This is a genomic window from Nocardioides panzhihuensis (assembly GCF_013408335.1).
In the GTDB taxonomy this organism is placed as follows: domain Bacteria; phylum Actinomycetota; class Actinomycetes; order Propionibacteriales; family Nocardioidaceae; genus Nocardioides; species Nocardioides panzhihuensis.
On record NZ_JACBZR010000001.1, the window covers coordinates 4524010 to 4538140 of the forward strand.

The following is a 14131-nucleotide window of genomic DNA, read 5'->3' on the forward strand; positions in this document are numbered from 1 at the left end:
CGAGGTTCGGCCCCGGCTCGCGATCGCGAGCCGGGGCCGATTCGTACGCCGGGGTCAGCCGCCGTAGACGGCCAGCTCCTGCAGGTGCAAGGTGTTGGCGTTGCTGGTGTTGCCGGTGCCGGTCACCCGGACGTACCGGAAGCTCCCGCTCACTGCGTACCAGTCCCCCACGTCAGTCTGCGGGGAGTCTGCCGTCTTGGCTGCGATCGGCGTGTAGGTGATGCCGTCGGCACTGCCCTCCACGGTGTAGCGGTAGGACCGTCGATCCGCGTAGTAGGGCGTCACCCTGACCCCGGAGATGGCGTGTGACGCACCGAGATCGACCCGCAGCCACGCCGGCTTGCCGGCGCACTGTGCCGGGTTGCACAGCCAGTTGGTGTGCAGCTTGGCGTCGACGGCCCGGGCCGGCGTCGCCGCACCCTCGCTGCTGGACGCTGTGGCCGGCTTGCCCTCGCTGAGCGGAGTGGGAAGCTCGCCGCTGCAGGCCAGGGTCGGCGCCCCGAACGAGGCCGCATCGAAGGAACGGTTGCCGTCGGACCGATCGATCACGATCCGAAGCTGGCGCACTCCGCTGATGTCCACGTCTAGGCGGACCGCCTCGGTGCCGGTGGCGGCCAACCCGCTGCGCAGCACCGGGGTGGCGTGGATCCGCCGGCCGTCGCCCCACACCTCCACCACCACGTCGCCGTCGGCAGCATGATTCATCGCATCATCGATGCCGACAACGGTGGTGAACCGCTGACACGACTGGCCCAGCTCGAACCGGGCTTCGCCGGCGGCATTGGTGCCGAGGCCCTTCGAGTAGGCGACGCCGTCCAGCAGGATCGGCGCGCCGGCGCCGGAGGGGGTCGCCGGAGTCACCGTGTCGCGGGCGATCGGATGCTCCCCGTCGTGGTTGCGCGAGGAGGAGAACGGCACGTCGCTCAGCTGGGTCCGGCCAGGCCCGTCGACCGGCAGCACCGCTCTGGCCGTCTTCTGCTTCGTCCCGGCCTGCTGGCCGTAGGTCACCTCGACATCGACCTCGGCCTCGGTTGCCGCCGACGGCAGATCGGCACCGGAAGCGACCGTCCAGCTCATCGTCGCAGTGGCTCCCGGCGCGAGCCGCGAAGGCAGCTCGCCGGCCGCTGTGGCCACGATGCCGTCCGGAGCGGCGACCCGGGCCGCCAGGTTCTCCAGCGCGGCGAACGGGTTGTTGTTGGTCACCGTCAACGCGACCGTGCCCGGGTCCTCGCCGATGGTTCCGGCCGGACGGACCGACACAGCCGCACCGAGGTCGGCCGCAGACAGCTGTTGCAGAGCACGGGTGGCTTCGGCGTAGGTCTCACCCTCGGGCCTCGTCGGGTAGCGATCCGTTGCCCGCGCCCACTCGTCGGCGACCGATTGCCAGCTGATCGCCGCCGGCGCTTCACCTGTCCGCAGGGACTCGCGCAGCGCGGCGAAATAGCGTTCCCAGCGAGGTGCGTAGTAGCCGTTGAGCAGGCCGGACCAGTCGCGATAGGCATAGTCGGTCAGCGACAGGTTCAGCGTCCAGGAGGCGAGGATGCGGCGGGCGTCGTGCTCGAGGGCGGCGGCCTCCTCGGGGGACGAGGCGAAGGCGCGAGCACTCGCCAGCCAGGGGCCCACCATCTGATCGGCCCGGGTGGCGCTGATCCGGTCGGCGGTGTCGATGGCATCGATCCACGCGGTGGTGAGTCGGTCGAACTCCGCGGCGTCATGCTCGGCGTACGCCTGCCGGATCTGGGCCAGCAACGGGTGGGAGTATTCGACGACCACCTGCCGAGCGATCTCGGCGAGGTCGTGTCGGTAGGTGTCGCTGGCGCGCAGCGACGACTTCACCTGCAACAGCGACGGCAGCGCCGCCGCGAAGGCCGCCGGGTCGTAGCGGTTCCCGGGAGCGGTGTAGCTGCTGGGCCGGGTGGCCGTCAGCGACGGTACGGCGGCGAACAGACCGCTGGTTCCGGCTGAGCGGTTGTTGTTCGGAGCGATCGAGTAGGCGGTGTCCTGCAAGGTCTTCCAGGCTGCGCGTGCTGCCGGGTCAGTCGCGCCGTAGCGCGCGTCGGCGTATTCGGCGAACCAGGCGTCCAGGTCGACCGGCCCGGTCTGCCAGGGCAGCTCGGCGAGGAACTCCATCGCGACCGCGTTGTTGTAGCTGGCCTCCGGAAGGATGGCGATACCGTTCAGCGCGCTGTTCGGGCGAGCCCGGAACTCGAAGAACCGTTCGTTCCATGCCTTGATCGGTGCACCGACGGTTGAGTTCCCGCCGAAGTTCCAGATCGAGCCGAAGGCGTACGGCGTGCCCTTCCACTGGGTGTCTCGCTGCGGGTCGAGGTTCCGGTCGGAGAGCCCGTCCACGATCAGCATCCGGCTGCGGTCCACCGCCTCGAGGGTCTCCTGGCGCGGGTTGCTCTGCCAGCCGAGGGCAACCCAGATGGCACCGGGGTGCGCAGCGTCCAGGGCGTCCTGGACGGCGACCGACGCCTTCCCGACCGGGACGGAACCCGCCGACCCGCCCTCGTGCAGCAGGTCCATCTTGTACATAGTCGACGCTCCGACGACCTCGTCCTGGATCTGGTAGAAGCGATCGGCCACCTGACCGAAGAGCTCCTGGGTAGGGGCCAGCCAGTCCGGCCGACGCAGCCCGGACCAGGTGCCCTGCGGGACGGTGATGGCGCCCGGATTTCGGTCGGCGAAGTCGGTCGGCACCGTGCCGAAGTAGCCCGGGAGTACCGGCGTGATCCCCATCGAGCGCATGTAGTCTGCGATGCGTCGGCCGAGGTCGGCGCGCTCTTCCAGCAGGGCGAGAGTGACCGGATCGGTGAAGTTCCACATGTTCTGCATCAGCCACCACTGCTGATAGACCGGCGACGGGATCCAGCCCCGCGCCTCGCTCTCGGAGTACCCGTACTCCTGCAGCAACCGGTAGTAGACCATCTCGGACCCGACCGGGAGGAACATCTCGTTGACGCCGTGCATGGCGTTGATGTCGACGAGCTGCCGCCAGTCGTCGAACGTCCGGAACGGCCCCGAGTAGCCGTCCTCGGTGTCGTTGCCGGAGAACCGGTGCGACACCAGAGATGTGCCTTCGATCGGCCCCGTGGGCAGAGGCAGGGAGCCGCGGATCGGCACCTGGTTCCCGGTCCAGGAGAGGTCCGCCTTCGCGACCTTCTTCAGGTAGGCGTTGACCCCCATCAGGAGTGCGGGGGTGCTCGTCCCCTCGACCAGGATCCGGCTCCCCCGGGAGCTGACCCGATACCGGTCCGTGCTGTCCGGGCGCAGCGACAGCTGGAACCTGGCCGCGTGCCGGCTGCCGAGGAGTCTGACCAGGGCATCCCGGGCCGGGCGGGTGTCGGCCGGGTGCGACGACGCCGCGAACCCGGGCGTCTGCTTCGATGGGCCGGCCGCCGCGACGGTAGCCGATCCGGTGGCTGCGAGCAGGCCGAGCAGCATCGCCATGACGATGCCGACGGTGGTTCCTCTGGCCCGCAGCGGGCTCTGCCGACGATCGCTCGTCGGATGAGCCTGTTGACTGCGTCGCTGGCGTAACGGCATCGTGCCTCCAGAATTATGAAGAACATTTTCGTAATGTGGGCCACATCCTCCTCTCGGACCTCGTGGCGGTCAAGGGATCTGTGGATGTCAGGCGAACAGAGGGAGCCGGTAACTTGTGGTTCATGGGCGAAGATCGGGACGCGCGATGAGGGGAGAGTCGAGCGGGAACGGCGTGCTGCGGCGCCTCAACACCACCGCGGTCCTCGAGGGCGTCCGCGCCGCGGGGGCGGCCGGGGCTCGCATCACCGAGCTGGCGGCAGACACCCGGTTGACCCGGCCGACCGTCTCCCAGGCGATCGACGAGCTGGCCTCCGCTGCCGTCGTCGAGCCGCTGGCACCGTCGGAGCCGTCCGGGGCCGGCCGGCCCGCCACTCGATACGTCCTGCGCAGCGGCCTGCTGCCCGTCCTCGGTCTCGACATCGGGCCCCACCGGGTCGCGGCGACCATCGTCAACGTCCAGGGCGAGTCACTGGCACACGAGGCGATCGAGGTCCTGCCGGGCTCCGCTCCCGGCTCCGTCCGAGGTCAGGTCGGTGCGCTGGTCGACGGCGTACTGCGGGCAGCTGGACTACCGGCCGACCGGATCGGCGCGGTGGTCGCCGGTTCACCCGGCGTCGTCGGCCCCGAGCTGAGCCGGGTGACCATCGCGCCGTCCGCCCCCGGCAACACCGATGCTGGGCTGTTTGCCGACCTCGCCGAGCGATTCCCGGGGCGGCTGCTGGTGGAGAACGACGCGAACCTCGCCGCCATCGCGGCCAGCGTCGAGCACCCGGGCCAGACGCTGGTCGTGATCCATTGGGGTGAGCGACTCGGGGCTGGCGTGGTGATCGACGGCACCCTCCATCGAGGGGCGCACCGAGCGGCCGGCGAGGTCGGACTGATCCCGGTCTCCGCCGATGGCGTGCAGTTCGACGAGCACGGCCGGGGGCCGCTGGAGCATGCCCTCGGCGCTGCCGGGATCGCCGAGCTGGCCAGAACGGAGGCGACCCGTCGCCCCGGCGGGGCGCTACCTGCCGATCGGCCGCTGACGGCTCAGCAGGTCTTTGCCGCCGCCGCGGAGGGTGACCAAGCGGCCGTCGCGGCCGTGTCGGCGGTCGCCAAGAAGATGGTGGAGCGGCTGGCCCCGGTCTTTCTGACGATCGACCCGGATGTCGTGGTCCTCACTGGCGGCATCGCCAACGCCGGCGAGTTCCTGGTGGACCAGCTTCGCCGGCTTCTGCCCAGGTTCACACTGGTCCCACCGGAGCTGGCCCTGCTGGTCCCAGCCGACCGTGCTGTGCTGGCCGGCGCGCTCACCCTGGCCGCGAGCAGAGCCTGGGACGAGCTGATCGCCTCGGTGCAGCCCGGTCACCCCTGGTCGGTCAGCGAGCCAGGACCTTCTCGGCCAGCGACGTGAAGAAGCCGAGGCCGTCGGTGCCGGAGCCGGTGAGGGTCTCCACGGCGTGCTCGGGGTGGGGCATCAGGCCGACGACGTTGCCGGCCGCGTTGGTGATGCCGGCGATGTCGTTGACCGAGCCGTTGGGGTTGACGTCGAGGTAGCGCGCGACGACGCGGCCCTCGTCCTCGAGCCGCTTGATGGTGTCGGCGTCGGCGACGTACTGGCCCTCGCCGTTCTTCAGCGGGACCACGATCTCCTGGTTCTGCGTGAACGCGGAGGTCCAGGCGGTCGAGGTGTTCTCGATGCGGAGCTTCTGGTCACGGCAGATGAACTTGAGGTGGTCGTTGCGCAGCAGGCCGCCGGGGAGCAGGTGGGACTCGACGAGCATCTGGAAGCCGTTGCAGATGCCGAGCACCGGCAGACCCTTCTGCGCGCCCTCGATGACCTCGGTCATGATCGGCGCGAAGCGGGAGATGGCGCCGCAGCGCAGGTAGTCGCCGTAGGAGAAGCCGCCCGGCAGGATCACCGCGTCGACGCCCTGCAGGTCGTGGTCGCCGTGCCAGAGCGCGACGGCCTCGTTGCCACCGACACGGACCGCGCGCTGCGCGTCGACGTCGTCGAGAGTGCCCGGGAAGGTGATGACGCCGATCTTCACTTGGCCGGCTCTTCCACGCGGACGACGAAGTTCTCGATCACCGTGTTGGCGAGGAAGGTCTCGGCGAGCTTCTCGATCTGGGCGAGCGCGTCGTCGGTGACCTCAGGGATCTCCAGCTCGAACCGCTTGCCCTGACGGACCTCGGTGACCCCGGTGAACCCGAGCCGCGGCAGGGCGCCGAGAACGGCCTTCCCCTGCGGGTCGAGAATCTCGGGCTTGGGCATGACGTCGACGACAACGCGAGGCATGGCTGCAGTCTAGGTGGGCCATACGCTGCTCACCTAAACCGATCGCTATCGGCGACGCCGGGATTTACTGTCGGTCCTCGTGCGCCATCTGCTGATCGACCTCACACCGCTGCGCACGTCTCCCGCTTTCCGCCGCTTCTTCCTCGGGCGAGCGGTGTCGGAGCTCGGTGGGCAGATCTCGGTCGTCGCGGTGATGTACCAGGTCTGGGAGGCGACCCACAGCCCACTCTGGTCGGGCAGCGTCGCGCTCGCCCAGCTCGTTCCGATGCTCGTCGCCGGGCTCTGGGGTGGCGCGGTGGCGGACCGGGCAGATCGGCGATCGATCCTGATGGCCACCACTCTCACCCAGGTCGTACTGGCGCTGCTGCTGATGACGCAGGCGCTGTGGCTGGGCGCCTCGCCGTCGTCGCTCGGGCTGGTCCTCGTGCTGGTCGCGCTCATGGCCGCCGCCGGCGCGGTCGCGGCACCTGCGGGCATGGGCGTGATCCCCCGGCTGCTCCCCACCAACCAGGTCGCTGCCGGGCTCGCCCTCAACCGGCTGAGCTTCCAAGGGTCGATGCTGGTGGGTCCGGCGTTGGGTGGGCTGATCATCGGCTACGCGGGTCTCGAGATCGCGTACGCCGCCGACGCGCTCTCCTTCACCGTCGGGTTCCTCGGCATCATCGGACTCCCCCGCCTCACCCCCGTGACCAGGACGAACGGCGGCGGCATCCTCGAAGGGCTGCGCTTCGCGGCCACTCAACCGGTCGTCCGGGGCGTGCTCCTCGTCGACCTGGCAGCCACCGTGCTGGCGATGCCGGTGAGCCTCTTCCCGCTGATCAACGAGGAGCGGTTCGGCGGCGACCCGCGTACGCTCGGGCTGTTCCTGACCGCTATCGCCGTCGGCGGTGTCGCCGCCTCGCTCGTGTCCGGCTCCTTCACGAGGCGCAGCCGGCCCGGCCTGATCATGATCTGTGCCGCCGCCGTGTGGGGCGCCAGCCTCGGTGCCGTCGGGCTGGCCACCTCTGCCTGGCTGTGCCTCGCCCTCCTCGCCGTCGCGGGTGCCGCCGACTCTGTCAGCGTGGTCACCCGCGGGGCCCTGATCCAGCTCGCCGTGCCCGACGACCTACGCGGCCGCACCGCCGCGGTCGAGATGATCGTCGGTGCCGGCGGCCCGGAGGTCGGCAACCTGCGCGGCGGCGCGGTAGCCCAGCTGACCTCTGGCTCGTTCGCCCTGGTCAGCGGGGGCATCGCCTGCCTCCTCGCCCTGGCCGCCGTCGGCGCCACCTCGCGCCAGATGCTCGCGTTTCGTACGGATCGGGACGCCGTTTAGCTCGAAGATCGCAGCCACCAGATGACTGCGATCTTCGAGCTACGGCTGCTGCCGGCGTACGGGATGTCCTATTTGAGCTCGCGCTTGAGGATCTTGCCGGTGGCGGTCATCGGCAGGGCGTCGACGATCTCGACGATGCGCGGGTACTTGTAGCTCGCCATCTGCTCCTTGGCCCAGGCGATGATCTCCTCGGGGGTCGCCGAGGCGCCGGGCTTGAGCACGAGGACGGCCTTGATCTCCTCGCCGTGGGAGTCGTGCGGGACGCCGATCACGGCCGCGAGCGAGATCGCCGGGTGGGTCAGCAGGACCTCTTCGATCTCACGCGGGTAGACGTTGAAGCCGCCGCGGATGATGAGCTCCTTGGCGCGGTCGACGATGTAGTACCACCCGTCCTCGTCACGCTTGGCGAGGTCACCGGAGCGGAACCAGCCGTCCTCGGTGAGCACCTCCGCGGTGGCCTCGGGGCGGTTGTAGTAGCCCTTGAAGATGGCGTGGCCCTTGATCGCGATCTCACCGATGGTGTCGGGGGTCCACTCGACCTCGTCCCAGGACGCGGGGTCGATGAGCTTCATCTCGACGCCGGGAATCGGGACACCGATCGAGCCGGGTCGCACCGGCTGGCCGTAGACCGAGAAGGACGCCACCGGCGACGTCTCGGAGAGGCCGTAGCCCTCGAGGATGGAGACCCCGAAGCGCTTCTCGAACTCCTTGTGGATCTCGACCGGGAGCGCGGAGCCACCGGCGGCAGCGAGCCGGAGGTTCTTGGCGAGGGTGGCGACGTCGGTGTCCTCGGACAGCGCACCGAGGAGGCCCCAGTACATCGTCGGGACGCCCGCGAAGAAGGTCACCTTCTCCTTGATCATGGTCGCCAGCGCAGCCGCGGCGTCGAAGCGCGGCAGCAGCACGACGGTGCCACCGAAGGCGAACGCGCCGTTCTGCACGACGGACTGGCCGAACGCGTGGAAGAGCGGCAGCACGGCGAGATAGGTGTCCGGCCGGTCGGCGTCGGCGGCGAAGAGCTCGGCACCGGCCAGCGCGTTGTCACGCATGTTGCGGTGACGCAGCTCGGCGCCCTTGGGCTGCCCCGTGGTGCCGGAGGTGTAGAGGATGACCGCGGTGTCGTCCTCGTCGGTGGCCGCCGTTTCGAAGGTCGGCGGCTGGGCCGCGATCCCCTGGCCGAGCGTGGTGACGCCCTCGATCGGCGACGGGGCGGCCGGGTCGGCGGTGATCAGGAAGAAGTCCTCGACCCCGGCCTCCTGCGCACCGGCGTGGGCCTCGGCGCCGATGGCCAGCTCAGGAGTGCCCTGGAACGCGAAGAGAGCCTTCGCGTCGGAGTCCTTGAGGTGGTAGGCCACCTCGCGGCCCTTGAGGAGCACGTTGAGCGGTACGACGGTGGCGCCGGCCTTGAGGATGCCGAAGTAGACCATCGTGAAGTAGGGCAGGTTCGGGCTCATCAGGGCAACCCGGTCGCCTGCGCCGATGCCCTTGCTCGCCAGCAGGTTCGCGACCTGGTTCGCAGCGCCGTTGACCTGGGCATAGCTCAGACGGGTGTCGCCCAGGACGATCGCGGTGCGCTCGGGATGGTTCGCCGCGGAGTCTTCCAGCAGCGAAGCAAGGTTGTACGTGGACACTTGGCCTCCAGTGGTGTGCGTGCTACGCGTCACAACCTACCCGCGCGTAGCGTTTCCGTGAACCACGTCTCGATTTAGTGCGACACGTGTCATCGAACCTTTACCCGGACCGCTCAGAAGCGGTGGCCGGTGAGCTTCTCGTACGCCTCCACGTACTTCGCCCGCGTGCGGGCGACGATCTCCTCGGGCAGCTCCGGCGGCGGGCCGCCGGCGGCGCGGTCCCAGCCGGACTCGGGCGAGAGCAGCCAGCGGCGGATGACGTCCTTGTCGAAGCTCGGGATCGCAGAACCGGGGTGCCACTGGCTCGCGTCCCAGTAGCGGGACGAGTCCGGCGTGAGCACCTCGTCGGCGAGCACGATCGTGCGGATGCCCAGGTCGTCCTGGCGTACGCCGAACTCGAACTTCGTGTCTGCCAGGATGAGGCCGCAGCCGCGGGCGATCTCGTCGGCCCGCTGGTAGACCGCCAGGGTCAGTCGGCGCACCGCGGCGGCGTCGTCCTCGCCGATCAGCTTCGAGACGTACTCGTAGGTGACGTTCTCGTCGTGGTCGCCGAGCTCGGCCTTGGTCGCCGGGGTGAAGATCGGCGGGGTCAGCCGGGAGCCGTCGACCAGGCCGTCCGGCAGACGGATGCCGCAGACCTCGCCGGTGGTCTCGTACTCGCGCAGGCCCGAACCGGTCAGGTAGCCGCGCGCGACGCACTCGACGGGGAGCATGTGGAGCTTCTGTGCGACCACCGCGCGACCGGCCACCGACTCCGGCACGTCGGTGGAGAGGACGTGGGTCGGCACCAGGTCCTCGAACTGCTCGAACCACCACAGCGAGAGCCTGGTGAGGATCTCGCCCTTGTCCGGGATGACCGTGTCGAAGACGTGGTCGAACGCCGAGATGCGGTCGCTGGCGACCATCAGGAGCTGGCCCGCGTGCGGACCCGCCTCGAGCTCGTAGAGGTCGCGCACCTTGCCGGAGTGAAGGTGCTTCGCGCCCGGGATCGCCGGCGCCGGCGGGATGTTGAGTTCAGCCACGTACTCAGCCTAAGAGATGGGCGGACCGGGGCGTGTTACACCTCCGCCCGCTGTGGCATCGTTCGAGCCATGGCCGAGACAGCTGAACAGATCTACGCCCGGGTCCAGGCCGCTGGCGAGCTGCCCGCACCGAGCGTGACCGAGTGGGACGTCTTCCCGTGGGTCGTACGCGACGGGGAGATCTCCCCCAAGCCGCTCGCTCCCCCGGCCCCCGAGGAGCCTCGCAGCGGTGAGGACGGGGTGGACTGCAACCTGTGCGGCACCGAGCTTCCGGGTATGATCTGGCAGGACGAGAGCTGGCGGGTCAAGCACCTGGTGCAGTCCGGGCTGCCGCTGGTGCTGATCCTGGAGCCGCTCGAGCACTACGACCTGCCCGATCTCGACGAGCACCAGGCGGCCGAGTTCGGGGTCCTCACCGTGCGGATCGCCCGGATCGTGGAGAGCCTGCCGAACATCGCCCGCTGTCACGCGATGCGCATCGGCGACGGCGCCGAGCACCTGCACATGTGGTTCCTGGCCCGCCCGGAGGACCTGCCCTCCGTACGCGGCAGCTTCTCACCCGACTGGGACGACATCCTTCCGCCCGGACCCGAGGACGTCTGGCGCGCCGACCTCGCCGAGGTCGCCCGCAAGCTCGCCACCCATTGCGGCGAAGCCCTCGTGTGAACCCTCGTCTGGCGGATCAGTCGTTGCTGCGCCAGCGAAGCACCCCGGCCACCACGGACAGCACCACGACGACTGCGCCGTAGGAGTAGGTCGTGGCCGCGAGACCGATCTGCGGCGTCAGCACCCCGGCGACGACCGCCGGGACACCGAACGCCAGGTAGGACACGATGAAGATCACCGCGAAGACCTCCGCCCGCTCATGGGGAGGCAGGAGCGGCATGATCGTGCGCAGGATGCCGAAGAAGGCCGTGCCGAAGCCGGTGCCCGCGATGACCACCGCGATGAGGTACGCCGCCGCCGAACCGGTCGGGAGCGCGAGCAGGCTGAGCACCGTGCCGCCGGCCAGCGCGGCCGTGCCGTAGAGCGTCGTCGCCCGGGCCGAGCGGTTCCGGAAGACGTACGCCGCCACCGCACCGGACCCGGCGAGGGCACCGATGGCCAGCCCCTGGAGGACATGGCTGGTGGCGCCCAGCTCGGTGCGTACGATCGCAGCGCCGAGGGAGAGGAACAGCCCACCGGTCGCCCAGCCGGCGAAGATCGCCGGGGCGCTGCGGGCGAGCAGGCCCCGGATGGCGGGCGGCACGGACACCCGCGGACGCAGCGAGGCGACCAGGCCGTCGTGACGTGGCGCGGTCTCCGGGGCGAGCCATACGACCGCCGCGAGCAGCAGGGACAGCACGACGAGGGCGTCGAACACGATGAGCCGCGCGTCGCCCGTCACCTGCATGGCCACACCGGCCACGACGGCACCGACCGCCAGACCGACCATCGGCGCGATCGCGTTGACCACGGCCGCCGAGCCCGGCCGCGACGGCCGCTCGAAGTCGGCGATGGCGGCCGACAGGGTCGAGAGCAGCAGTCCGCTGGCGATCCCCTGCAGGATCCGCGCCTCGAAGAGGACGGCGGCGGAGTCCGCGACCCGGAACAGGGCGAAGCTGGCCGCCAGCAGGAGGAACCCGACGGTCACCACCGGTCGCCGGCCGACGTGATCGGAGACCGACCCGAACACCAGCAGCGTGCCCAGCAGCGCCACGGCATAGACGGCGAAGACCGCCGTCATCACCCAGGGCTGGAGCCCGAGGCTCACCTGGAGGTCGGGGTAGAAGGGCGAGGGAGCACTGGCGCCGGCCATCATCAGCACGACCGCCCCGAGCGTCACTCCCGCGCCGAGTCTCCGCCCGGCGACGGTGTCCGTCGTCGTCCCGCTCACTGCTTCTGCCGACATCACCACTCCATCCATGGTTCGAACTATTTCGAACCTTTTAGGAGCGTACGTGCCGTTCCACTGATTGTGCAACTATTATCGAACCATGAGCACTTCCCCGGACCTGCCGCATCCCGAGCGCTCCGAGATCTCACTGACGACCGTGCTCTTCGCGCTCAGTGATCCGGAGCGCCTGGCGATCGCCCGCCAGCTGGTCGACGGTCCCCTCGACATGGCGGAGTGCCACCTGAGCAACCCGGACGTGCCGAAGTCGACCAAGTCGCACCTGATGAAGGTGCTGCGTACGGCCGGTGTGGTGCGCAACGAGGCCAACGGCCGCGCCCGGCGCCTCTCGCTGCGGCGCGAGGATCTCGACGCGCGCTTCCCGGGGCTGCTCGACGCCGTGCTCTCCGCCGAGGACGACGGACCGAAGCCCTAGGCCCCTAGGACCGGCGCCAGGGCGCCGGGCGGCCGTGCAGGAACCACTCCATGTTGCGGGTGATCCACGGCAGCCCGAAGTAGGTCATGAACGGCACCGTCACGACCATCACGGAGAGCACCTTCAGCGGCAGCTCCCAGTCCGTGGTGAGCGGCCCGATCAGCCAGTTGGCGAGCAGGCTGACCGGATAGAACATCAAGAAGATCGTGATCGTCTGCTTCCACCGTGCCGGCGCGGTCGCGACCCCGGAGACCTGCTCGACGTCGTAGGTGCTCGGCGGGTCGAACCAGCCCTCGATGCCGGTACGCCGCTCGATCGTGGTCTCCTCGACGAACGGCTCGCCCGCACCCAGCCACCAGTCGCGCTGACGGCTGGTGTCCCAGCTGCCCAGGGTCTCGTGGGAGTCGAAGCGGTAGAGCAGGTGCCACTGATCGGACTCCGGCGACGGCCGCACCCAGCCCGCGCCGAGGAAGCCGGGGAACTCGCTGGCCAGGCGGATCCCGGCCTGCATCCACGCGACCATCTCGTCGCGACGCTCCACAGAGACTCGTCGGGCGATGGTCACGGTTACCGGATCGGACATGCCGTCATCGTCGCAGGCAGATCCGCCACTTTCCGATCCGTCGCGTGGGTTTGCGGGCATTCTGTGGCGAAGATCAAACCGATCTGGCTCCTGAGGAGTCAGACGGCGACGTCGGAGACCCCCGGGATGCTGACGCCGCCACGTCGCACCAGAGCCTGCTCGCCCCGCTGGACGACCTTGTAGAAGCGCTCGCTCCTCCCGCGCAGCAGCGGTGTCGGCCCGAGGAGCGAGAGACGGCCGTGAGCCAGGCGGCTGGCGGTGCGTACGGCACGCCATCTCGTCTCGTGGACGGGCGACCACGGGATGCCGTAGCGCTCGCGGACGAGCGGCGGGAGGCTCCCCTGGACGACGGTCCGGAGCGTCTCGGAGGTCAGTGACCCACCCGGGAGGTGGTAGCCCGCGGTGCCGGCGATGTGGCGCCCGACCAGGCGGGCCTCCTCGACCAGGTGCGGCTCGTCCGACGCGAGCCAGGAGTCGAAACGACGGCGGAAGTCGGGATAGGACGCCGGCGCGGCCGAGGCCGGCATGCCGAAGAGGCCGGCCCAGGTCACGAAGTCGTCGAAGAGCTCCTCACGCTCGGCCGGACGGAGCGGGCGGACCAGGGCGTCGTACATGAACTCGGTCGAGTCCAGCGCGAACGCCGCCGTCCACCACATCAGCCCGGGGTCGACAGCGGAGTAGGGCGAGCCCGCGGGATGAGCGGGACCACCGTCGACCGCCATCGCTCCTTCGACGGGCACATGCCGCTTCGCCGTGAACGCGAGCGCCCGGTCGGCCTCCTCCTTGCTGCCGAGGAAGACCGTCTCCATCAGCCGAGCGGTCAGCGCGAGCCGGGTGTAGGGCGTTGTCCGGTGGGCCGTGTGCTGGGCGGTGCCGACGAAGAGCCGCGGGTGCAGCCCACCGAGCATCAGCGCCCGCTGGCCCCAGGTCAGGCCGACGGCGCGCTGACGCATCGCACGGACCACCATCGAGTCTGCGGCGAAGTACCCGGGCATACCGACAGTCTGCCACCGTCCGGGTCCGACGACCGGTGGTTCAGGCGGGCTCGAGCGCAGGAACGACGTACTCCCTGGTCAGCGGCGCGAACTCCGCGCCCTCGGTGATCTCGGCCAGGCTCGCCCAGCGCAGCTCCGCGATCTCGGCGGCGGCATCCGGCGTCACCTCGCCGGCCCAGGTGAAGACGGTCGAACGCACCAGATGGCCCGGTTCGTTGGCGGCGTCCGCCTCGAACTCGCCGAGCAGCGTGAGGTCCTCGACCCCGAGCCGTACGCCGAGCTCCTCCGCCACCTCGCGGACGGCCGCCTCCGCGGCCGACTCCGCCGGCTCCAGCTTCCCGCCGGGAAGCATGAACTTCGTGGTGCCGCTCTTGCGGACGGTCAGCATCCGCCCGTCACGGTCACGGAAGACGACCGCCGCGACGGTGATGACCAGACTCATGCGAGCA

The 14131-nt window shown here is 69.9% G+C and carries 13 protein-coding genes; 4 read left to right on the forward strand and 9 right to left on the reverse strand.

Going from position 1 to position 14131, the window contains the following annotated elements:
- Positions 1-54: 54 nt before the first annotated feature.
- A complete protein-coding gene (locus BJ988_RS21475) occupies positions 55-3549 on the reverse strand; it encodes an alpha-N-acetylglucosaminidase TIM-barrel domain-containing protein (protein WP_179659931.1) in 3495 nt (1164 codons plus the stop codon).
- 145 nt (positions 3550-3694) lie between these two features.
- On the opposite strand from BJ988_RS21475, the gene BJ988_RS21480 reads away from it, so the two are divergent.
- Positions 3695-4945 (forward strand): ROK family protein, encoded by a 1251-nt coding sequence (locus BJ988_RS21480; protein WP_179659932.1) that lies wholly within the window; start codon positions 3695-3697, stop codon positions 4943-4945.
- Here the strand turns inward: BJ988_RS21480 and purQ are convergent.
- Together purQ and purS are read right to left on the reverse strand one after the other, a co-directional pair.
- The gene (gene purQ / locus BJ988_RS21485) at positions 4911-5582 is read right to left on the reverse strand and encodes a phosphoribosylformylglycinamidine synthase subunit PurQ (protein WP_179659933.1); all 672 of its coding nucleotides are present in this window, start codon (positions 5580-5582) and stop codon (positions 4911-4913) included. The genes BJ988_RS21480 and purQ overlap by 35 nt on opposite strands.
- The gene (purS, locus tag BJ988_RS21490; RefSeq protein ID WP_179659934.1) at positions 5579-5830 is read right to left on the reverse strand and encodes a phosphoribosylformylglycinamidine synthase subunit PurS; all 252 of its coding nucleotides are present in this window, start codon (positions 5828-5830) and stop codon (positions 5579-5581) included. Before purS ends, purQ begins: the two co-directional genes overlap by 4 nt.
- Before the next feature lie 79 nt (positions 5831-5909).
- On the opposite strand from purS, the gene BJ988_RS21495 reads away from it, so the two are divergent.
- A complete protein-coding gene (locus tag BJ988_RS21495) occupies positions 5910-7142 on the forward strand; it encodes an MFS transporter (protein ID WP_179659935.1) in 1233 nt (410 codons plus the stop codon).
- 68 nt (positions 7143-7210) lie between these two features.
- Here the strand turns inward: BJ988_RS21495 and BJ988_RS21500 are convergent, their stop codons facing one another.
- Both BJ988_RS21500 and BJ988_RS21505 read right to left on the reverse strand, forming a co-directional pair.
- Positions 7211-8773, reverse strand: a complete 1563-nt coding sequence (locus BJ988_RS21500) for an AMP-binding protein (RefSeq protein ID WP_179659936.1) — start codon at positions 8771-8773, stop codon at positions 7211-7213.
- 113 nt (positions 8774-8886) lie between these two features.
- Positions 8887-9795, reverse strand: a complete 909-nt coding sequence (locus BJ988_RS21505; RefSeq protein ID WP_179659937.1) for a phosphoribosylaminoimidazolesuccinocarboxamide synthase — start codon at positions 9793-9795, stop codon at positions 8887-8889.
- 69 nt (positions 9796-9864) lie between these two features.
- Between BJ988_RS21505 and BJ988_RS21510 the strand changes: the two genes are divergently transcribed.
- Positions 9865-10461, forward strand: a complete 597-nt coding sequence (locus tag BJ988_RS21510; RefSeq protein ID WP_179659938.1) for an HIT family protein — start codon at positions 9865-9867, stop codon at positions 10459-10461.
- A 16-nt stretch (positions 10462-10477) separates the two neighbouring features.
- Here the strand turns inward: BJ988_RS21510 and BJ988_RS21515 are convergent, their stop codons facing one another.
- Complete coding sequence (locus BJ988_RS21515) at positions 10478-11686, reverse strand: MFS transporter (RefSeq protein WP_246321544.1); 1209 nt, start codon at positions 11684-11686, stop codon at positions 10478-10480.
- Positions 11687-11771: 85 nt separating this feature from the next.
- Here BJ988_RS21515 and BJ988_RS21520 point away from each other — a divergent pair, with 85 nt between their 5' ends.
- A complete protein-coding gene (locus BJ988_RS21520; RefSeq protein ID WP_179659939.1) occupies positions 11772-12104 on the forward strand; it encodes an ArsR/SmtB family transcription factor in 333 nt (110 codons plus the stop codon).
- A gap of 4 nt (positions 12105-12108) precedes the next feature.
- Here BJ988_RS21520 and BJ988_RS21525 read toward each other — a convergent pair whose 3' ends face one another.
- From BJ988_RS21525 to BJ988_RS21535, 3 genes are all read right to left on the reverse strand, one after another.
- Positions 12109-12687: a putative antibiotic biosynthesis monooxygenase gene (locus BJ988_RS21525; RefSeq protein ID WP_179659940.1), complete on the reverse strand. Its 579-nt coding sequence runs from the start codon at positions 12685-12687 to the stop codon at positions 12109-12111.
- A gap of 98 nt (positions 12688-12785) precedes the next feature.
- Positions 12786-13682, reverse strand: coding sequence for an oxygenase MpaB family protein (locus tag BJ988_RS21530; protein ID WP_179659941.1), 897 nt, complete (start codon positions 13680-13682; stop codon positions 12786-12788).
- 40 nt (positions 13683-13722) lie between these two features.
- Complete coding sequence (locus BJ988_RS21535) at positions 13723-14124, reverse strand: NUDIX hydrolase (protein WP_179659942.1); 402 nt, start codon at positions 14122-14124, stop codon at positions 13723-13725.
- Positions 14125-14131: the final 7 nt, after the last annotated feature.

Excerpts from the sequence above, each read along its gene's own strand:
- BJ988_RS21535 (WP_179659942.1), bottom strand. The coding sequence starts at position 14,124 with ATGAGTCTGGTCATCACCGTCGCGGCGGTCGTCTTCCGTGACCGTGAC.
- BJ988_RS21525 (WP_179659940.1), bottom strand. The coding sequence starts at position 12,687 with ATGTCCGATCCGGTAACCGTGACCATCGCCCGACGAGTCTCTGTGGAG.
- BJ988_RS21515 (WP_246321544.1), bottom strand. The coding sequence starts at position 11,686 with ATGTCGGCAGAAGCAGTGAGCGGGACGACGACGGACACCGTCGCCGGG.
- BJ988_RS21530 (WP_179659941.1), bottom strand. The coding sequence starts at position 13,682 with ATGCCCGGGTACTTCGCCGCAGACTCGATGGTGGTCCGTGCGATGCGT.
- BJ988_RS21520 (WP_179659939.1), top strand. The coding sequence starts at position 11,772 with ATGAGCACTTCCCCGGACCTGCCGCATCCCGAGCGCTCCGAGATCTCA.
- BJ988_RS21475 (WP_179659931.1), bottom strand. The coding sequence starts at position 3,549 with ATGCCGTTACGCCAGCGACGCAGTCAACAGGCTCATCCGACGAGCGAT.
- BJ988_RS21480 (WP_179659932.1), top strand. The coding sequence starts at position 3,695 with ATGAGGGGAGAGTCGAGCGGGAACGGCGTGCTGCGGCGCCTCAACACC.
- purS (WP_179659934.1), bottom strand. The coding sequence starts at position 5,830 with ATGCCTCGCGTTGTCGTCGACGTCATGCCCAAGCCCGAGATTCTCGAC.
- BJ988_RS21510 (WP_179659938.1), top strand. The coding sequence starts at position 9,865 with ATGGCCGAGACAGCTGAACAGATCTACGCCCGGGTCCAGGCCGCTGGC.